Raw genomic sequence first — 22,027 nt, forward strand, 5'->3', positions numbered from 1 at the left:
TATGTCAATGAGTTTATTTAAAATATTATTAAGTAGTCAAATGGCTTTATCAGTTGGTGCTTCTACGGCTGTAATGGTGGCTGATAATCCCATATCCCAATCAGATCATGAATATGAAGTTGAATCAATGAAAAATTTAATAGCTTCAAAATCAAAGGTCATTTCAAGTGAAGATATTTATGAATTTCAAGGACAAGAATTTAGTGGTCGTGAGGAATTAGATAATTATATTTATAACAATGATTTAATTCAAGAACAAACAACATCTTCGAATTTAAATAAAATAATTAAAGATCACCAAAATAATATTCTAGACAAAGATAAAATGTATGGAACCGATTTTGAGGATTTCCAATTAATTTATCGTGATGCTTTTGGAAACGCCCAAACTTCAAGAGAAAAGTCTTTAAATTCTTTTACAAATAAAGGTTTGGTCCGCCAAAAATACAGTTACGACTATCAAGGGTGATATGATTCACCAACTGAGGCTAAAGATAACTTTATTTATACTTCGGGATTGGAAAAATCATTATATTATCAAGTTGATAACCGTTATTACAATTTATTTAATACAAAAGATCAAGAAGAACTGAAAAGCACTTTTCTCGATGGTTACTATGTCAAACCAAGTAACTTCACCAAAAATGATAAGTTATTTGGGGATAACCAAAAAATAGAAACTAATGTTTATAATAAATTTCGTGATAGCTGAGTGTCATTTAATCGCAAAGGGGCAACCGAGGGAATTGAAGATGATTTAAACTATCAAGACTATATTGATTTTAAAACATCAAGATCTATTAGAATGAACCCATATTAATATGCAAAGAGCTTTATTGAAAAATTTCAATAAGCTTTTTATTTTTTTTAAATATATATCAGTTATTTCAATCAATGACATCAGTAACGTAGGCATTAATATCTGTATATTCATTATTATGAATTGTTCCTTTCTTTAAAAGAGCGTGAAAGCTTTCAATTACAACGTTATCACTACATTGACCGACTCTTCCCATAGAAATTTTGATCCCTTCTGCATGACATCTATTTTTGTAAGCATTTGAGATATATTGTGATCCGTGGTCAGAATGAATTATAATTCCGTTTGTGCTAGAATTAATTTTTTTTATTCTAATCACTGCAGCATTAAAATTATCTAAAACCAATTTTAAATCGTTAAATTTAGAAATTTGAAAATCTATTATTTGTTTTGTACAAGCATCAATAATTGTTGATTGATACATTCTTTTTCCATTTAAAACTAAGTATGTTACATCTGTATATAAAACTGTAAGTTCCTTTTGAATATTATATTTTCTTTTAACCAAGTCTGGAAAATCTCAAATTTTATTTACTTTAGCTTTTCGTCTTTTGTAAATATATTTCCTGACATATTTTGAAATAATTCCTTGTTCTTTCATAATTCTAAGTACTTTTTTATGATTAATTCTTGGTAAACCAATTGATTCGTAGTATTCGTTAGTAAATTTGGTTAATTGTCTGTAACCAAACTGTTCCTTGTTTTCTTTAAAAATTTTTCAAAGCGTATCAATATGAAATTGATCTTTAATAATCGTTCAGTCTTTATTTTTGAAACGATTTCAATAAGAACGCTTTAATTCACAAACTTCAAGTAAAATTTTTAACTTATGATCTTTTAATTCCTCACGAATGAATTCTACTTTTTGTCTTCTGTTGACTTGTAGAATTCATGGAGCTTTTTTAAAATTTCATATTTTTCCTCCAAAGAATCCATTTCTTTTTTTTGTTTATTTAGTTCCTTGTTGGGAGAAATGCTATTTCTTTCCTTATAGAATCAATCCCTGATAGTGTGGTGAGACATATTGAATTTTTTTCCTGCCACAACATTTCCCTCAGTTCTTGCATAATCCATTATTTCTTTTTTTAATTCATTAGTATAGCTGTTAAATTTTTGTCCTTTAGTTGCCATAAAAAAATGAACCTCCTAAATGTATTATAAGGGGTTTCCCAGATATTACAATGGCGGGTTCATTCTACTATTAAAATTACACCATATAATGATGTTCATGTTATTATTGATGATGTGAATTACAACAGCAACGCTGTTGAAATCAATTCCTTAAAAAAAGGATACGACGCTAATTATTTTCAAGATAAATCAAATTATACAAAAAGAACCGAGACTTCTGGAGGTAAAAAAAAGTTTTATTATACAAATACATTTCAAACTGAAAATGGAAAGCGAACATTAAAATTTCTCCCTAAAACTGGAAGCTCGCTTGGTGCTGATGTTGATTTTAATCGAATTGGTTTTTCGAATGTATATGGTTCGTCAATTAATTTATATTCAAAAAAAATTACTGACATGGTTGGAGAAAACAAGGAACAATATAATATTTATGAATCAACTGGTCTAAATTATGCAATTAATAGCGCTCATGATATTAGAAGCCAAGATGTTTTAAACATGTACTCAATTTGATTTCCATACTTTGTTAAAAATGAATTCTTAAACTTTAAAGGAGTTGAGAGAGGAGAATTTAACAAGTATGGGGTTAAAAAAGACTTTTTATATGATGTTAATGGACGAAAGGGTTATGACTACTCTTTATCTGATGGTCTAGATTACTATCACAATACTGTTAAACCAGATTTATATAAAAGATATGTAGGTACAGATCAACATGGTAACAATCTTTACCGAATTAATAACAATTTTGATGCCACAAGTGAAGAGTTAGAAAATTACTTTTACCTACAAGGAAAACAAGATATTCGTTTAATGTATACTTTCACCGGGGAAAGAAACCACTCCTCAATTGATGGAATTTCATTAGCTCAAACTCAAGCAGAAGCACAAGAAAAACTATTTCAAATTGAGAGAAGTATTTTAAGTAAAAAATACTTTGCCTATGATGTTTATGGTAACTATGAAGTTTCAGGTAACAATGAAGATGAAGCGGTGCGTAAACTACAACAAAAAATTGATTTACAAGCTCGTTATGTTCACAAAGATGAAATTGCTAGTTGAAATGATCAAGTGGTAAGTTTTGAAAATGTCATTAGTGATGGGGTTTATATGACTTATCGTACTAAAGTTAATGGAGAATGAATGTACTTTTTAAACTATCATGACGCATATAACGCATTAACTGGTAATACTTCTAGCCAAAAAGTTGTTCATACTAAAATCGTTAATGTATATCTTTACACCCAATATAAAGGTGATGAAAAAATTAACCACACTTACTCAAGTGATGAAGAATTAGAAGCGTTAGCAAATAAAATATTAGGTTATGTTAACTAAGAAAAAAAATAAAATAATTTTAGCTGTAGTATTAGGGATAGTTTTAAGCTCAATTAATATTACGGCTTTAATTTTTATCAAATCCGGGCTTTTATTGTGAACAACTATAATATCAACAATTATCATATTTTTATTAATCGCTATTATGCTAGAACTCAATCAGGTGAAAGAAGAGGAATTTGAAAGTAAAATAAAGGGTAAAGAATTTCAAAGAAAAATTTGTGAAATTTTAACAGTTAGTTTAGTGGCTATTATTTGTTTGAACTTCATGGTTTTTTACTCACTTTGATCACTTATTAATAGTTTAATTTCTCCCTCAGCTACAATAATTTTTGTAATTTTAATTACTTGGTTTGTAAGTAATTTATTAAATAGTAAAATTTCTGCACTAATTTCAGCACTAATTATTTTTCAACCATTAATAAATAACATTAATTTCTATAGTTTAACTGCAATTGGAGCAGTTGGGGGAACTATTCATATTACCTTTTTTGGCAAAGAAAATATTTTTGAAGATGAAAAAATCAACGATAGAATAATAAATTTTAAACTTCGTATTATTACATTATCAATAGTAACAGCAATTATTTTATATGGGTTTTTTCCTTTCTCAAAACCAGGAATTTACCAAGATACTTTAGGTTTTCAAAGTTGAAAGAAAATCGTGAATTTATTGCCAGTGTTACTATTATTAATCACCAGCTTATTTTATACAAATTATCTTATTTGTATACCAATTTATATTTTTTCCCAAATTTTAATTAGCAGTCTTTTGGGATTTGCAATACAAATTAATGCTCATAACCAATTGAACTTCTTAGCTTTAGATAATTTAGTTTTTAGTAATACAGATTACTTACCGATTTTTTTAAATATTATTAAAACCGGCTTTGATTTATTTATCATTTCATTTATCGGTATTTTACTACTTATGGTTAGCGAAAAATTTAATGAAATAAGTCAAAAAAAGTTTTTTAATTGGATTGACCAAGACGATAGTCAAAAACCTAGACTAAAAACACTGAATATATTTACTTATGAAATGATATTTTATGGAAGCAAAAGCTCTAAATATTTATATGACAGTGAAAAATATTCACTAAAACAATGCAAAAGAAATATGATATTAGAATCATTTGAATTACTTTTAAATTCAATAAACCCATTTGGGATAGTAAATTTAACTTCAATTTTGTGATTTTATCAAAATACACAATCAGCTCCCAATATTTTAGTGATTCATTTACTAGAGTTTAATTGATTAGTTTATATAGCATTTATTTTTATTATTACAACCGATATTCTCGGTAAATACAGTGATTTTCTATTTAATAATTGAAAATTTGATGTTAGAAGGTTAAAAATTCACAAAAAATCAGGTATTGAGGTTAAATAAACAGTTAATTAGTCCAATAACTGATCGATATTAAAGCAATATTTTAGTTTTTTTAATATAAAAGTAGGTGGTATTCGTCGATATGTCAAACAAAAACGTGCTATTTTTACCATATTTTTATTACCAAATAGGGTAGACGCCAATAAAAAACCTAAATAAAAGCACATTTAGACATAAAAAAACTCTCAATACATCATAAATATAAATGATTTTAAGCATTTATTGGGTCATTGAGAGTTTTTTATTTATTTTAAATTATTAATTTCAGTTTGATTTGCTTTTTGATTTACTGCTACCAAAGCTTTTTTTAGCTTTTCCTGCTCCAAAATCACGTTTGCGACGATCTTTTCCTGCTCCGCCCTTATCGAATCCAGATGCTCCAAAATCTGCTGATTTTGTAAATGATCTTTCTCCTGAAAAGCCGTCTTTTCTTGGTCCTGAACTACGGCTGCTATCTGAAAAACTTCTTGATGAACCTCCACCATTTGATGAACCTCTAAATCCACCACTTCTTGATGAACCTCCACCATTTGATGAACCTCCACCATTTGATGAACCTCTAAATCCACCACTTCTTGATGAACCTCCACCACTGCGTCTTTCAACAATTGGTAGTTCTCAGCTTTCGATATCCATTTTTTCGATTTCTTTGTTTTGGTATTTCTCTAAATCTTTTAAATGGAAGAAGTTATTTCTATTTCCAACTAGTGAAATTGAATTACCGTTTGAACCAGCACGAGCTGTTCTTCCGATTCGGTGAATGTAATATTCGTGATCGTGAGGTAAGTCATAGTTAATAACATAGTCAATACCAGGAACATCAATTCCACGAGCAGCAACATCAGTTGCTACCAATACTTTAGTTGCTGATGTTTTAAAAGCTTTTAAAGCGCGATTTCTCTCACTTTGACGTTTGTCACCATTAATAACAAAGCTTCTAACTCCGTTTTTATATAGTAAATTACTAATTTCCTCAGTTTGAGACTTAGTATTTGCAAAAATAATGCTTAATTCTGGCTTAATTTTGTTATAAATAGCTACTAAAGCATCTTCTTTGTTGTGTGTTTTTGTATCAATAAAGTACTGTTTAATATTAGCTCCACTTAAAGCTGTTCTCTCAACTGAGATTTCAACGGGATCTTTTAGGTATTTATTAGCAATTTCAATAACTTGTTTGTTCATGGTTGCTGAAAATAATAAAGTCTGGTGTTCATTTGGAACTACGCTAAACAAATTGTCAATATCTTGTTTGAATCCCATTTTAAGCATTTCGTCTGCTTCATCTAATACAACAGTTCTTACTTGGTCAAGTTTTAATACTTTTCTGTTTAATAGATCTGTGATTCTTCCTGGAGTACCAACAACAATATTGGTTCTCTTTAAGGCTTGAATCTGGCGAGCAATATTTGCTCCTCCGGTAACTCCTGTTGAAGTAATACCTTCTAAATACATTGATAAATCGCGTACTTTATCAAGGACTTGTAGTGACAACTCTCTTGTTGGTGTAACGATGATTGCTTGAACAAAATTAACATTTGGAGTTATTCTTTCAAGGATTGGTAATAAAAAAGCCGCTGTCTTTCCGGTTCCTGTTTGAGATTTACCAATAATATCTTTGTTTTCCAAAGCTACTGGTATTGTTTTTTCTTGAATCTCGGTTGCAACAGTTAAATTATGACGTGCAAGGGCTTTTTGAATTTGTGGTTTTAAATTTATTTCATTAAAATTCATTTGAATTTCCTTTCTGTTAGTTGGAGGATTAAGGTATGACTGTTTTTTATAATAAAAAAACCCTTAAACTTGAAAAAATTCTCAGACCAAACGAACAGAAATCAAGTTTTCTACAACTTATTAAGTATAGTTTATTTTAACAATTAAGTCAAATGAAAATCGGGCTTTTTTAAATAATTTTGCACTATTTTTTATAAAATATTTTGAAAATATGCTTAAAAATAGTAAAATAATAAGGTATTTGGTCAAGCCAAAGATTAGATAAGAGGTCATAAAATGAGCGATAATAAATATAAACCTGTAAATTATGCAGAACTAATTATTTCTGAAGTAGATTCAGCATACAAAAATTTCATTAAAAACTATTCAAAATTATTTACATTACCTGAAGAAATCCAAGATTTCATTAAAACAAATAAAAGAATTGGTGATCAAGAGCAGCTGGAAAAATATACTGTAGTTTTGGAGCAAAATTTCACAAAAATTAGTTGTAATCAGGGTAAAGAAAATTTTGCAATTTTCTTAAACCACCACTTCTACTTTGTTCGTAATTCACTAATCAATATTAAGTCAATTGATGCTAACTTATTGGAACAAAAATTACCAACTTCAGTTATTTCTGAACCAATGGGAATGGATATTGTTGCTTTAACTGCAGTTCATATGCTTGGAGCAAATGCTACTCAATTACAAGAAACTTACCAAAAACTAGAACTTGAAAAAGATGATAAAGCAATTTATTCAAATTTGATTAAATTCTTATCAGATACTTTAAATCTTGATGGAGAATCAGCCTTTAAAATGCTTTTAGATAATATTGCCAATTATTTACAAAATTATAATGAAGTTTATAAAGGTATTTCTGATTTACCCGAAGATGACTTTAGTGCTAAAAGAATCGAAATGTTCATGTACTGCACAGATGCCTACTTCCTATTAGGGATAATTTACAAAATTTTATTAACTACACCATTAAATAACGGGGTAATTGATAAGGATATCTATGGTCGATTAGTGCCAGAATTGGATGCGTTTAAAAATATTTAAATTAATTTAAAACTTCAAGTTAATTTGAAGTTTTATTTTTTGTCTATTTTAGCTAAAAATATTGCATTATTTGGGGATAAAATGTATTATATATTAGTGTAACTTCGATACACACGGTATTGTGGAAAGGAGGCTGAATATGCCAACAATTAACCAATTAGTAAGAAAGCCTCGTAAGGCTAAAACTTGAAAAACTAAAGCGCCGGCTTTGAACCGTGGAGTTAATACTTTGTTAAAAAAAGTAACTAAAGTTTCTTCGCCTCAAAAACGTGGGGTTTGTACCCGTGTTGCTACAATGACACCTAAAAAACCCAACTCAGCGTTACGTAAGTACGCAAGGGTTCGTTTAACTAACGGAATGGAAGTAACTGCTTATATTCCTGGAGAAGGACATAACCTACAAGAACATAGTGTTGTTTTAATTCGTGGGGGAAGGGTAAAAGACTTACCTGGGGTTCGTTACCATATCGTTCGTGGTACTCTAGATACAACTGGAGTAAACGGAAGAATGCAATCGCGTTCACTATACGGAACAAAACGTCCAAAAGAAAAAAAATAGTAAATTAAATTAAATAAATAGAGAGGGGTCAAAAAATGAGAAAACATCAAGCCGAAAAAAGAGACGTTCTTCCTGATCCAGTCTACAACTCAAAATTAGTTACGCGTGCTGTAAATAAAATTATGTTAGATGGTAAAAGAGGAACTGCTCAAGGAATTCTTTATGGAGCTTTTGATAAAATTAAAGCTAAAACTGAACAAAATCCAATCGATGTCTTCAACAAAGCAATTGATAACATTCAACCACACTTAGAACTAAAAGTTCGTCGTATTGGGGGAGCTAACTATCAAGTGCCAGTTGAGGTAAGTAATGAACGTCGTGTAACACTTGCACTTCGTTGATTAGTAAACTACTCACGTTTAAGAAACGAAAAAGAAATGGTTGACCGTTTAGCAAATGAAATTATCGATGCTTCAAACGCAACTGGTGGTTCTGTTAAAAAACGTGAAGATACTCACAAAATGGCGGAAGCAAACAAAGCCTTTGCTCACTACCGTTGATAAAATATATTAACATTTTTAAATTTATGAAGGAGAAAATAAAATGCCAAGACAATTTAGTCTAGAAAAAACACGTAATTTTGGTATTATGGCCCACATTGATGCGGGTAAAACTACTACCACAGAACGTATTTTATTCCATACTGGTAAAATTCATAAAATTGGTGAAACTCATGAAGGAGCTTCACAAATGGACTGAATGGCACAAGAACAAGAACGTGGAATCACAATTACTTCAGCAGCTACCACAGCTTTTTGAAGAGATTTGCGTTTTAACATTATTGATACTCCTGGTCACGTGGACTTTACTGTTGAAGTAGAACGTTCATTGCGTGTCTTGGATGGGGCGGTTGCTGTATTAGATGGTCAAAGTGGGGTAGAACCTCAAACTGAAACTGTTTGAAGACAAGCAACAACTTACAAAGTACCAAGAATTGTTTTTGTTAACAAAATGGATAAAACCGGAGCTGACTTTATCTACTCAGTTAAATCAATTGGAGATCGTTTAGGAGCAAAAGCTTCACCAATCCAATTACCAATCGGAGCAGAAGATGCTTTTGATGGTATTATTGACTTAGTAGAAATGAAAGCTTATCATTTTGACGGAAAAGCTGAAGAAATTGCAAAAGAAATTGAAATTCCAGCTGATTTAAAAGATCAAGCTGCTCAATTACGTAATCAATTAATTGAATCAGCAGTTGAATATGACGAAGCCTTAATGGAAAAATTCCTTGATGGAAAAGAACTAACAGTTGCTGAAATTAAACAAGCAATTCGTAAAGGGGTTCTATCAGCTGAATTCTTCCCAGTACTTGCAGGTTCAGCATTCAAAAATAAAGGGGTTAAACTTTTATTAGATGCTGTAACTGATTATTTACCATCACCATTAGATGTTCCTGCAATTAAAGGAATTCTACCAAATGGACAAGAATCTGAACGTAAAGCTGATGACAAAGAACCATTCTCTGCATTAGCATTCAAAATTATGACAGATCCATTTGTTGGTAAACTAACTTTCTTTAGAGTTTACTCAGGAGTACTAAATAAAGGAAGTTATGTATTAAACGCTACAAAAGATAAAAAAGAACGTGTTGGACGTTTATTAAAAATGCATGCCAATGACCGTGAAGAAATCGAAGAAGTTTACGCTGGGGATATCGCCGCAGCGGTTGGACTAAAAGATACTACTACTGGGGATACTTTAACTGATGAAAAACATGAAATCATTTTAGAATCAATGGTTTTCCCAGAACCAGTTATTAACCTAGCTTTAGAACCAAAAACTAAAGCTGACCAAGAAAAAATGGGAATTGCTCTGAATAAACTTTCAGAAGAAGATCCAACATTTAGAACATTTACTGATGAAGAAACTGGACAAACAATCATCGCTGGAATGGGTGAATTACACCTTGACATCATCGTTGATCGTATGCGTCGTGAATTCAAAGTTGAAACTAATGTTGGGGCTCCACAAGTTTCATACCGTGAAACTATTAAAGCTTCAACTAGAGCTGAAGGTAAATATGTAAAACAATCAGGGGGTCGTGGACAATACGGTCACGTTGTGATTGACTTTGAACCAAACCATGATAAAGGATTTGAATGAGTTGATAAAATTGTTGGGGGTAAAATCTCAAAAGAATATATTAACGCTGCCAAAGCTGGTTTACAAAACGCTCTACAAAACGGGGTTATCGCTGGATACCCAATGATCGATGTAAAAGCAACTATTGTTGATGGTTCATACCATGATGTCGATTCAAATGAAATGGCTTATAAAATTGCTGCATCTTTAGCTTTAAAAGAGGCTGCAAAACGAGTACAACCAGTATTATTAGAACCAATTATGTCAGTTGAAGTTACAATTCCTGACGAATACTACGGAGATGTAATGGGTAACATTTCATCAAAACGTGGTTTAATTGAGGGAAGTGAACAGCGCGGAAACGCACAAACTGTTAAATCAAAAGTTCCATTAAGTGAAATGTTTGGTTATGCAACAGAATTACGTTCATTTACTCAAGGACGTGGTAACTATACAATGCAATTTAGCCACTATAATGAAGCACCAAAATCAATTGCAGAAGAAATTATCAAAAAAGCTGGAAAATAATTAATTATTTTTATAAAGTTAAATACTTTATTTCCAGTTAAAAAACTATTGTATTTAAATCTATTTATAATACAATTATAAATGACATTTGTCGTATTATTATAAATGAAGGGAAATTAAAAAAATGGCAAAAGAACAATTTGACCGTAGTTTACCTCACGTTAACATTGGAACAATCGGACACGTTGACCACGGTAAAACTACATTAACAGCTGCAATTACTAAAGTATTAGCAGCAAAAGGTGGAGCAGAATTTAAAGATTATGCAAACATCGATAACGCACCAGAAGAAAGAGAACGTGGAATTACAATTAATACTTCACACGTTGAATATAAAACTGCAAAAAGACACTACGCTCACGTAGACTGTCCTGGCCACGCCGATTATGTTAAAAACATGATTACTGGGGCTGCTCAAATGGATGGGGGAATCCTTGTTGTTGCTGCAACTGATGGACCAATGCCTCAAACTAGAGAACATATCTTATTATCAAGACAAGTTGGAGTACCAAAAATCGTTGTTTTCTTAAACAAATGTGACATGGTTGACGACGAAGAATTAATCGACTTAGTTGAAATGGAAGTTAGAGATTTATTAACATCATATGAATTTGATGGTGATGGAGCTCCAGTTATCCGCGGGAGTGCTTTAAAAGCTCTTGAAGGTGACGCTAAATGAGAAGCTAAAATCGAAGAATTAATGAACGCAGTTGATGAATACATCCCAACTCCAGTTCGTGAAACTGATAAAACTTTATTAATGCCAGTTGAAGACGTATTTACAATTACTGGACGTGGAACTGTTGCAACAGGACGTGTTGAACGTGGAATTGTAAAAGTTAACGAAGAAGTTGAAATCGTTGGATTACATGAAGAAAGTAAAAAAACAGTTGTTACTGGATTAGAAATGTTTAGAAAATTATTAGACTTTGCTGAAGCAGGGGATAATGTTGGAGCATTACTACGTGGTGTTAACCGTGAAGATATTGAACGTGGACAAGTTATTGCTAAACCAGGATCAATCAAACCTCATACTCAACTTAAAGCACAAGTTTATGCTTTAACTCAAGAAGAAGGTGGACGTCATAAACCATTCTTTAACAAATACCGTCCTCAATTCTACTTCCGTACAACTGACGTAACTGGTGAAGTTACTTTACCAGCTGGAACAGATATGGTTATGCCAGGGGATAACGTTGAATTAAACATTGAATTAATTAAACCAGTTGCCATCGAACAAGGAACTAAGTTCTCAATTCGTGAAGGTGGACGTACTATTGGTGCGGGAACTGTTGTTGAAATTACTAAATAACAAATTCTTATTAATATCAAAAAACTGAGATTTCTCAGTTTTTTTTGTTTTTAATCTGGTGTTTATTTTCTATAAATTAATAAAAAAAATTGCTAAAATAAATAGGTTTTATATTATATAATAGTAATAATAGGAGAAACATAAATGAAAAAATTATTAGTAGTATTATCTAGTATTGCAATTACCGCTCCAACTGTAACTGCGGTAGTTTCATGTACTGGAAGTAATCGTAAAGTTCCCGTTCCCGAGGGAAAAATCGAAATCGGTAATCGTTGAACCGGAGTTGATGAGCTAGACTTAGAAACTGGTTCAAAAAGAGCTAAAACAAATAAAACCACAACTATTCTAACTGAAAACCAAGGACAAGGTTCACGTAAATCTCGCTCACAAAGTGATAAGTTATTGAAAAGTAGTTTAGCTGGTCAAAACCTAATTGAAAAGAATTTAATTACAAATGCTGAAAATATCAAATTTAAACCATATGCTGACATTGGAATTGTTGAAGATAATGTTGAGTACGCTTTAAAATGACATAGTAAATCAGGGGCAAGTTATGATGAAGCCATGAAAGCTATGGATATTGCGGATAAAAAAGATGTTATTAATTACAATGATTTAGCGGCAATTGATAACAATTCAGATTTAATTAACCGTTCAAACGGTGATGGAGTAGTGCTAGGATTTATGCAAAATGCTAGTGATAAAGGTGAGTTAACTCCAATGTGGGATGCTGCCCCAAAAGACTTTAATAATAACCAGTCAGAAGAATGATTTGATGCCAGATTTAACAAATGAAAAAAAGATGGTTTAAATACTAAAAACATGACAATTTCATTTGGTCCCTTTGCAAATTCATTTTGACATACTGCTTACCAAAACAATATGACAGAAGAAGAATTAGCAGACCAGTTATTGGCTATTTCAAACAAATATGGAACTCGTTCATTTGATTTCTATTTTGCAGCTCCATATTTAAGTATTAGTGGAAGTTATAAAGAATCACAAAAATTATTAGCAGGAGCATTAAAAGTTCTTCTAGAACGTGATAATGATATTTCTAACCCATGAGATTTTAGACTTTCATTGGTAAGTTCAACTGAAAGTGGAGTTGGAGTAGCACCGGGATTCTTTACCACTGGTAAAGAAGAACATGTTGGGGATGAATTCTCACCACTTTATGTTTTTACTAAATATTTAGGAATGAACTTCAAATTGAACCTAGTAACTGGGTACTTAACAACTGATAATCAAAAACCAGATGGTGACTGAGAAGTTGAACAAATGAAAAAAGCTATTACCAATACCCAAGAATCATGAAGAAAAACTAACAAGATTTTAAATGGTGAAGACATGTCTGAAAAAGATGTTTATCGTCGAATGGCTGTAACTCCTTGAAGTGGAAGAAGAGCTGAAAATTCTACTTATGACTTTACTCCAAAAGATGCTGCACAATTAAGAAAATTTGCCATTGAAAAAAATCTGGGAGAGTTGTCAATGTTTTACATTACCCGTGATCATCCATCATTTTTTGAAAGTAATGGATTAAGTGGAAGTGCACTAGCAGATAAAAACCCAATTGACCAAAACATTCGTTCCGGAGCAGGATTTGAAGAATACGCTTATGCTAAAGCTTTAAATGGGAAAATGTCATATGATACAGCCCAATCTTTAAAAGAAATTACTGATAAACAAGAAATCAAAAAATTAAAAGGTTATCTAGATATTAATACAATTGCGGATAATAAAAAATTTGATGATATTGAAAATGATGGTTGAGATGGAATTGGTGGGGGTGGACCTAGTGTTTTACCATGAGGGGATGGAGGACCAACATCTCCAGTTGACCCAGGAAATCCGCCAAGCAATAAGAGCTTGTATCGTGATCGTTTTGAAGCTAACCCAGTTCGTGCTCAAAACAACAATTGAATTACTAAAAAAACCAATAAAACCACCTCATATTTCTCACCATATTTAGATGCAGGATTATGAGATGGAAACAACATTGATGAAATTTATAATGGGGGAAACTCAGGAAAGGGTGTTAAAGGATTTGATCACTTAACTTTAGCTTTTGCTCAACAAGTAAATAAACACAATGATAGTTTAGAAATTTCATTTGCTGGATTAGAAAAAAATAATGAAGGTTATACTTACTGAGAACAAAATCAATTAAAAGGCAAAGTGTTAGATCCAATCGTTAAAAAGGGGCACTTTAAAAATATTAAAGTTGCTTATGGAGGAGCTACTACTGGGGGAATGACTGCTAAAAACCCATGAAACGTGGCTTGAGAATTAAGTGGTCATGATATGAATAAAGCAGTGGCAATTCTAAAAACAGGTTTAATCGATTTTCAAAAAGAAATTGCTGATTTAGTAAATCAACCAATGACTAAGGCGATTGACTTTGATATTGAGGGACACGCCCAAGAAAACTTAGATGAATTACATGTTTTAGCTCGTACTTTAGCGGAGATGAAATTAAGTGATAAGAGCTGAGATTTCTCACTGACTTTACCAGTATTACCATCTGGGCTAACAGCTGTTGGATATAAAGTTTTAGATATTTTTGTAGAAGAATATCAAAAAGCTGGCTTAAGTTATCAAGCAATTCCAATTACTAACTTAATGTTAATGGATTATGGAAACCCAATTTACCAACAAGCTATCAAAAATGGAGAAACCAACTTTGATTTAGCTAAACAAGCTTTATTAGCAACCAAAAACAACATTGCTACATCAATCTTTAATAATTACAACGAAACTATTACCATTGATAAAGTCTACCAATTGCTAGCAGCAACTCCAATGATTGGGGTTAATGATACAGTTGATGGAGTCTTTACATTAGAAGATGCTAAAGAATTATATAACTGAGCCAATACAGTTGGTCTAGCATATGTTTCAATGTGATCTATGAATGATGATCGTGGTCGTACCAATAATATTAACGCAGTTAACAAGAGTTTAGTAACTCATGGACTAGCTTATTTAGAGCAATATGATTTTGCTCGTGCATTTGCTGGTGATTGAACTGCTAGTGTTATCAAACCAAGAGATAAATGAGAAAATAATTAATTTTATAAACTCAAGAGAAATTAATAATAGCATTAAAAATCAACTTTAGGATAAAATCCAAAAGTTGATTTTTTACACTTAAATACTATTTTATTAACACTTATAGTTGACATTATATATACAACTATATAAGATTAGTTATATATTAATTGCAAATGATTCAAAATATTAATAGTTTAAAAATTAACATAATCAATACACAAATTATCCCTAGTTGACTTTATATATATATATATATACTAGGTATAGAAGAATAAAATTATAAGGAGAAACAAAATGAAAAAATTATTAAGTATCCTAGCCACCACCACCTTGGTGATCTCAGCACCCCTGAGTGTGATTGCTTGTGGAAAGACAAGACCAGAGGTGAACGACGAATTTGATTATCAAAAACTATTGAATGAATTTCTAATGACAGCAACCAATATCTTCAACCAAAATCTACAAGACGATTTTTCTGATATTTATTTTTTAAGTAAATCAGATGCTGAGGATCAATTTTTGGAATTTAATTTTGAAGAAGCTTGAGAATCATTAAGTGATAGTGGAAATAAAGAATATAAATTGCCTAAAGATCATCCCGAATTTTTTAAAATATCAAGCATTTTAAAATCTAAAGCGGACATCCAAAAAATTAGAGCAGAAGCTCAAAAAGAAATCCTTCAAAATGTTAATTACAAAGCTATTTTAAAAGATGGGAAAAATCCTTTTACATCAAATATTGAAGTTGAGGAAATTACTCTAGTTGAAAAATACAGTGACAAAGACCAAAGAATTTTAGGAATTGAATATAATTTATCAACTGTTTTAGAGCATTTAGATGCAAAACAAAATTTTCAAATCAGCACAATTAACTATAAATCATCGATAACAATTTTTGAAGATATTGATACAGCAGAGATTTTTAAACAGGGAGCAGAAAAAACCGATGAAATAATTACATCGGATAAATATTCTAATTCTTTTAATTTCTTTAGTAACAATGGCAATGAAGAAGCAATTAATAAAAATATTTCACAACTTTCAAATTTTAAAGAATTATTTGAAGAAGAAATAAAGGGAGATATTAAAAAAGAATTGGACAACGAAAAAATTGACTTTGAAACTAACAACATTAAATTTACCACTAATAAAGGTTGAAATTGCATTACTGATCAAACAAGTTCGGGAGGTACTAATTACTATTTTTCTCAAAAAACTGAATGAGCAAATAAAGTCAAAAAAGCATTGAGACTTGGTGGGGATGAAATCGATACATTGGCAAATAACAATTCTTTGTATAACCCTGCAGATGTTTCAAAGGAACTTGTTGAATACTTAAAAACTGATACAGAGTCTTCAAAATATATTAATACATTCAATTTGTGACATCGATACCATAAAGCTTTTGTTATAAAACTTGAACAAAAAGTAAAAAATAAAAAAATAAATCTTAAAGAGGAAATGAATACATCATTTCAGCGTCGATTAATCGGATTACATGGATATCAAGTTGGCGGGATTAATCTCGTTTATACACCAAATTTTGGAAACCAAATTTCATTGGAACTACCTGAGCAATTTATTGTCAATAAACAATATACTACTTTTGATAATACCCAAGAACTATATAATGAATGGTTAAGAGTTAATTTCTTGTTTCAAAGAGAATTTCTAGGATTTACACAAAAAGATAGCTCGATATCAGAAGAAGACTATGATTACACATACGAATTCAAAAAACCAAAAGAATTTGATGTTGAAATAGTTCCGGGTGAATCATATAAATTAAGTGATTTTTTTAAACCTATTTACGAACAAACGTTTGAAAAAATAAAGAATTCAAATCTCGCTAATGGTGTTGATAAACCAGAAGATTATATTAATTCCTTGAATTTTTTCCACAGACCAGGATATTTTAAAGTTAATAAAGAAGGTTATATTTTTATGTTTGAAAATGATGGAAATCTGATAGAAATAAATTCAGTGATGACATATTGAACGGAATCATACTATGAATTCCCTAATCAAGGAAAGGGTTTTTTATTCTTCCACACTCTATTCAGAGATGATATTAAAGTCTTAGAATACGGTGACTCAAAAACTACAATGAGAATAGTAAACTAATTTAAGAAAACAATTTAAATATAAAAAATTCAACCGAACGGTTGAATTTTTTGATTTTTCATAAAGATTAAGTAAATAACTGAGTTGTTCCTAAAACACTACCAATTACAGTTCAAATAGGCATTGTAATAATAGCAGCGATTGTAGAAATTGAAGTTAGATTACAAGCTAATTCAGGTTCCTTATTGAAGTTTATCGCATAAACCACAATTACATTTGCTGGAGGAGTTGCAGCTAATATTAAAATAACAGATAATTGCATTCCATCAATAGCTCAGGCTCCCGAAGCTTGTCCAATACCTGCAACAACTAATGTTAATAATAAAGCAATAATTGGTACCACAATAATACGAATAAAAGTTCCATATCAAACATTTTTATCTTTTAGGGCTTGTTTAATATTTCCCTTAGCCATTTTCATTCCAATGGCAATTCAAGCTAGTGGTGTACAAACTGCTGAAAGTGCAGTTAGAATATTTGAAATTGGGGGAAATAATAAGTCAACTCTAAATGGAGAGAATTTATCAACTCCATTATATGAAACAAATTGAATTCCAGGAATCAATTGAGTGGCCCAAATAGTGAATCCAGCAATTGTGGCAATTAAAACAGGATTAGAAAAAATCTTTTTCAAGTTAGCATTTCGCATTTTGCGAGCTTCAACCAAGCCGTCTTTGCGAATTTGTTTTTTTAATGCTTTTTGTTCAACTTGCAATTCTTGCATTTCAATTTTTGTTAAAGTTTCTTTTTTAATTTTTAAATCACTTTTAGTAAGTAAACCCGCTTGGGTGATGATCGTATTATCCTTGCTCATAATTAAGAAACCAACCGAACACAGGAATACTCAATAAGAAATATTGAAATTATTGGCAGTTAATTCTCCTTGTTTACCAAATAATTCACGAATTAATGGTAATCCAAAGTAAGCTGTTGACCCTAAAGCAACACACATCGCTAAGGTATCTTGAATATCGCGATTATATTTCAAAAAGAAAATTCTTGAAATGATGGTCATTATTAAGTAGAAAATAAATCCTAAGATAATAACTGATAATTCAGAAATAAATCGATCAAAATCAATATCAGTTAAAAAACTTTTTAGTACAAGTGATGGTAAACCCAATAACATAACAAATCTAATAAATGCTTGATCTCAATCCTTATTAATTATTCCTTTAACTGTTAGAAAAAACCCTAAAGAAATTACCGAGATTGTCGCTATAATGGCTGATCAAAGCGGCCAATCAAATAACGTCTTCTCAATCGCTTCGGTAACTGGGTTTGAGTATAAAATCATAAAACCTCCACCTAGCTTTTATCGCTAGTCATTATTAATTTACCCAAAAAAGGTCAAATATTTTTCTATTTTTTCTATTTTTTGTCTGTTAAAAAGACAAAAAATTTCCGAATGTTTATATGTTTTTAATCATAGATATTAAACTCAATATGAGGTGAAAACTATGAAAGAAGTTATAAAAGAACTTGATAGTCAATTAAGTTCAAAAGAACGCCACAAACTTTTTTGAAAACGAAATTTTGCTAAGCAAACCGTTGTGCGTCGAATTCAAAAGTTTGGTGGTTGATTAAGTTCAATGATAATGCCAATGATTGGTATTATGATTGCTTGAGGTTTATTAACAGCCTTTTTCATCCCAACAGGATGAACACCAGTGGCTGTAATAAATGATTATGTTGTTGCCAATATGGTAACTTATCTATTACCAACTCTAATTGCTTTTAATGCAGGAAAAATCGTCCACGGAACTCGTGGGGGGATGATTGCAACCTTAGTGGTATTTGGAGTAATTGCTGGAAATCAAGTAAATCCAGGGTTTCTAGAAGGATCGACTCCGTCCCCACAATTCCTAGCAGCAATGTCTGTTGGACCACTGGCGGCAGGAATCTTAAAAGGATTTGATAAGCTTGTTGAAAATCGTATTAAACAAGGGTTTGAAATGCTAGTTAACAATTTTAGCTTAGGAATTATTGGAGCAATTCTGTGTATTGGAGCATTTTATGGAATGCCTTATGTTTTTAATTCAATTTCATGAGCATTTTTTAAAGCTGTCGAATTTTTAATCAATAATTCGTTGATATTTTTAGCAGCAATTATTATTGAACCAGCCAAAGTATTGTTTTTAAATAACGCTATTAACCATGGAGTTTTAACTCCAATTGGAACACAAATGGCAACTGAACAAGGAAAAAGTGTGTTGTTTTTACTAGAAGCTAATCCCGGTCCTGGATTTGGAATGCTAATGGCAATTATCTTATTTGATAAAAAATCTCGTGGTAATGCCACCGGGGCTAGTGTAATTCATTTATTCGGAGGAATTCATGAAGTCTACTTCCCATTTGTATTAATGCGTTTTGAAATGATTTTAGCCTTGATAACTGGGGGAATTGCAGGAAATGTGGTTTTCCAAATCTTCAATGTAGGATTAATTTCTCCAGCCAGTCCGGGATCTATTATTGCTATCTTTGTCTTTGCTCAATCATCAGCAATGAATTACTTATGATTAGCAGTGGGTATTTTAGCAAGTAGTGGAGCTTCATTTGGAATAGCTACCTTAATCTTTATGATAAATCGTAAAAAATATGCAAAACAAGGTCAAGAAGAACTTGATTTAGCTACTAAAAAAACTATTGAACTTAAAGGGAAAAAATCTTCTGTTCTAAAAGTTAAGGAAGTTACAAAAACACCAAAACTAATAATTTTTGCCTGTGAAGCAGGAATGGGTTCTAGTGCAATGGGAGCGGGATTATTACGCAAGCACTTGAAGGCCGCTAATTTAGATATTGAAGTTAAAAACTATCCAATTAAAGAGCTACCAGATAATAGTGAGTTTGTTATTACTCAAAGTGCCTTGACCCCGTTGGCAGTGAAAAAATGTCCTAATGCTCAGCACCGCAGTATTTCCAACTTTTTGGATAACAATTTTTATAAAGTTGTGGTTGGTGAACTTGAGGAATCAATTGATAAAGAAAAGGTTCTAAAATAAAATGAACTCAGATCGCAATGAACAAATCATTTACTTATTATTGAACTATAAGACAATTTTAGTTTCCCAACTTAGTCAAAAATTTATGACTTCAGAAAAAACTATTTTACGGGCAATTGTTAGCGTTAATGTTTTTTTAAAAAATTACAATCTGATTGTTGAAAATAATGAAGGATTATTGACACTAGTGGGAGATACTTCATTAATTTGAAAAAAATTTGATAGTGATAAAGAAGTTTTTACAAAATATGAAAGATTAATTTATATTTTTAATCACTTTTTAAAAACTGATGAAAAAATTACTATCTCGGATTTAGCGACGGACTTAGAAGTTCCAGTCACGCAAATCAAAAATGATTTCAAAGATTTGGATGGTATTTTAATTAATTATGATATTAAAATTGAATCTGATTTAAAAACTGGATTTAAAATCAATTTAAATTTTGAGTACCAAAGATATGCAATTTTTATTGACTTAATTTTTATGCATTTTTTATCACGTCAAACTGTTAGCTTTATAAAAGCTCAAGATGTTAAAGTTTTTTTCAATAGTTATGTTTATAAAATTTTGAAGAAGAATTACCAAATCAATAATTTTAATGCAATTTACTTAAATCTAATTCATTTAATCAAAGATGAGGGAATTGAGTGAAATGAAATTGACACCATCTTATTGGCAATGTTAATTACAATTTGATTAAATTCTACTGAAAACCAAGAGCTTTACGATGATTATAACTCAGATAAAAACTTTAGTTTAAAAACAATTATTAAAAAAATAATTATTCTTCGTGATGAAAATCATTTGATTGAAAGATTTAATCAAAATAATATTAAGTTTGAAAAAAATGTGGAAATTAAAAACTGCATAAACGAAATTCAAAAACTAACAAAAAAACTATTAGACAATGATATGAACCTGGACAAAGAGATTTATTTAAGTATGTATTCTCATTTGCAAAATAGTCTGAATGGCACTAATGATAAATATGATTTACAAATAAAAAATTATGTCTCAGGAATTCAAAATTATATTGATCAATATAAACATTTGTGAAATTGTTTGAACCAAATAATTAATAAATATTTTGAAGAAGATAATATTCAAGAACAAATTACTTACGGAATATTTATTTATATAGTGGTTTGACTAGATACCCAATTATATAAACTGCCAATGAAAATTCTTACTGTTTGTATTGGGGGAATGGGTCAAAGCAAAATGTTGGCAACTCATTTAAAAACAATTTATAAAAACGCAGAAATTGAAGCCCTGCCCTTTGCGTTTATTAATAATAAAATTTTAAATGAATATGATTTAGTGATTTCTTCAATTGAGATTACGAATACCAAAAATAAAAACACGCTGCACTTGCCGGTAATATTTAGCGTAGAAAATAAAGTTATCATTCACAAAAAATTAAATGAAATTTTTTATCAACATAAAATAGAAAAGAGTTATATTGAAATGCAAAGTATTCTTAAAAAAGAAAATATTTTAATTAATTTACCATCAGAGTCAAAAACCGAAGCAATTATTCGTGCTGGTGAAAAATTAGTTGAATTAGGTTATGTAAAACCTGAATATATCAAATCAATGTTAAATCGTGAAGCAAAAATCACAACTTACATTGGCAACAAAATTGCCATTCCTCATGGAGAAGATGGGAGTCAAAATATGATTATCAAATCTGGGATTGTAATTTTACATTACAAAGAGCCAGTTAATTTTGCTGAACCTGTCAATTTTATAGTGGGAATTGCTTCAAATAATAATTTACATTTAGAAATATTGGCTAATATTGCTGATAAATTTAGTGAGATTGAAAAAGTTGATGAATTGTTAAAAAATCCAACAATTGATCTACTATTCAATGAATTTAGAATTGGAGAATAA

16 protein-coding genes are annotated in these 22,027 nt (G+C 30.6%); 12 read left to right on the forward strand and 4 right to left on the reverse strand.

Annotated elements, in window-relative coordinates; genetic code table 4:
- Window position 1 precedes the first annotated feature (1 nt).
- Entirely contained in the window at window positions 2–820 is an 819-nt protein-coding gene (locus SALLE_RS01370; RefSeq protein ID WP_115557852.1) for a hypothetical protein, read from the forward strand.
- A 13-nt stretch (window positions 821–833) separates the two neighbouring features.
- On the opposite strand, the gene SALLE_RS01375 is transcribed toward SALLE_RS01370, so the two are convergent.
- Window positions 834–1,736 (reverse strand): IS3 family transposase, encoded by a 903-nt coding sequence (locus SALLE_RS01375; RefSeq protein ID WP_218936938.1) that lies wholly within the window; start codon window positions 1,734–1,736, stop codon window positions 834–836.
- Window positions 1,679–1,951, reverse strand: coding sequence for a hypothetical protein (locus tag SALLE_RS01380; RefSeq protein ID WP_115557854.1), 273 nt, complete (start codon window positions 1,949–1,951; stop codon window positions 1,679–1,681). Before SALLE_RS01380 ends, SALLE_RS01375 begins: the two co-directional genes overlap by 58 nt.
- A gap of 114 nt (window positions 1,952–2,065) precedes the next feature.
- Here SALLE_RS01380 and SALLE_RS01385 point away from each other — a divergent pair, with 114 nt between their 5' ends.
- Both SALLE_RS01385 and SALLE_RS01390 read left to right on the forward strand, forming a co-directional pair.
- On the forward strand, window positions 2,066–3,289 hold the full coding sequence (locus tag SALLE_RS01385) for a hypothetical protein (RefSeq protein WP_115557855.1): 1,224 nt from the start codon (window positions 2,066–2,068) through the stop codon (window positions 3,287–3,289).
- A complete protein-coding gene (locus SALLE_RS01390; protein ID WP_115557856.1) occupies window positions 3,279–4,685 on the forward strand; it encodes a hypothetical protein in 1,407 nt (468 codons plus the stop codon). The genes SALLE_RS01385 and SALLE_RS01390 overlap by 11 nt, the downstream gene beginning before the upstream one ends.
- A 258-nt stretch (window positions 4,686–4,943) precedes the next feature.
- On the opposite strand, the gene SALLE_RS01395 is transcribed toward SALLE_RS01390, so the two are convergent.
- Complete coding sequence (locus SALLE_RS01395; protein ID WP_115557857.1) at window positions 4,944–6,416, reverse strand: DEAD/DEAH box helicase; 1,473 nt, start codon at window positions 6,414–6,416, stop codon at window positions 4,944–4,946.
- A 276-nt stretch (window positions 6,417–6,692) separates the two neighbouring features.
- Here SALLE_RS01395 and SALLE_RS01400 point away from each other — a divergent pair, with 276 nt between their 5' ends.
- The 7 genes from SALLE_RS01400 to SALLE_RS01430 all read left to right on the forward strand — a co-directional run bounded on the left by SALLE_RS01400 (window position 6,693) and on the right by SALLE_RS01430 (window position 17,128).
- On the forward strand, window positions 6,693–7,463 hold the full coding sequence (locus tag SALLE_RS01400) for a hypothetical protein (RefSeq protein ID WP_115557858.1): 771 nt from the start codon (window positions 6,693–6,695) through the stop codon (window positions 7,461–7,463).
- Between the two features lie 139 nt (window positions 7,464–7,602).
- Window positions 7,603–8,022 (forward strand): 30S ribosomal protein S12, encoded by a 420-nt coding sequence (gene rpsL, locus SALLE_RS01405; RefSeq protein WP_025250723.1) that lies wholly within the window; start codon window positions 7,603–7,605, stop codon window positions 8,020–8,022.
- A gap of 35 nt (window positions 8,023–8,057) precedes the next feature.
- The gene (gene rpsG / locus SALLE_RS01410; RefSeq protein ID WP_115557859.1) at window positions 8,058–8,525 is read left to right on the forward strand and encodes a 30S ribosomal protein S7; all 468 of its coding nucleotides are present in this window, start codon (window positions 8,058–8,060) and stop codon (window positions 8,523–8,525) included.
- Between the two features lie 40 nt (window positions 8,526–8,565).
- Window positions 8,566–10,635 carry an elongation factor G gene (gene fusA, locus SALLE_RS01415; protein ID WP_115557860.1) on the forward strand — a complete coding sequence of 690 codons (2,070 nt, stop codon included), beginning with the start codon at window positions 8,566–8,568 and terminating at the stop codon, window positions 10,633–10,635.
- Between the two features lie 124 nt (window positions 10,636–10,759).
- Complete coding sequence (gene tuf / locus SALLE_RS01420) at window positions 10,760–11,947, forward strand: elongation factor Tu (protein WP_115557861.1); 1,188 nt, start codon at window positions 10,760–10,762, stop codon at window positions 11,945–11,947.
- 144 nt (window positions 11,948–12,091) lie between these two features.
- Window positions 12,092–15,022 carry a lipoprotein gene (locus SALLE_RS01425; RefSeq protein WP_115557862.1) on the forward strand — a complete coding sequence of 977 codons (2,931 nt, stop codon included), beginning with the start codon at window positions 12,092–12,094 and terminating at the stop codon, window positions 15,020–15,022.
- Between the two features lie 276 nt (window positions 15,023–15,298).
- On the forward strand, window positions 15,299–17,128 hold the full coding sequence (locus SALLE_RS01430; protein ID WP_115557863.1) for a hypothetical protein: 1,830 nt from the start codon (window positions 15,299–15,301) through the stop codon (window positions 17,126–17,128).
- A gap of 67 nt (window positions 17,129–17,195) precedes the next feature.
- Here SALLE_RS01430 and SALLE_RS01435 read toward each other — a convergent pair whose 3' ends face one another.
- Entirely contained in the window at window positions 17,196–18,425 is a 1,230-nt protein-coding gene (locus SALLE_RS01435) for an AEC family transporter (protein ID WP_115557864.1), read from the reverse strand.
- A gap of 163 nt (window positions 18,426–18,588) precedes the next feature.
- On the opposite strand from SALLE_RS01435, the gene SALLE_RS01440 reads away from it, so the two are divergent.
- Together SALLE_RS01440 and SALLE_RS01445 are read left to right on the forward strand one after the other, a co-directional pair.
- Complete coding sequence (locus SALLE_RS01440) at window positions 18,589–20,130, forward strand: PTS transporter subunit EIIC (protein WP_115557865.1); 1,542 nt, start codon at window positions 18,589–18,591, stop codon at window positions 20,128–20,130.
- 1 nt (window position 20,131) lies between these two features.
- A complete protein-coding gene (locus tag SALLE_RS01445) occupies window positions 20,132–22,027 on the forward strand; it encodes a BglG family transcription antiterminator (RefSeq protein WP_115557866.1) in 1,896 nt (631 codons plus the stop codon).

This window comes from Spiroplasma alleghenense, from assembly GCF_003363775.1.
GTDB lineage: Bacteria > Bacillota_I > Bacilli_A > Mycoplasmatales > Mycoplasmataceae > Spiroplasma_B > Spiroplasma_B alleghenense.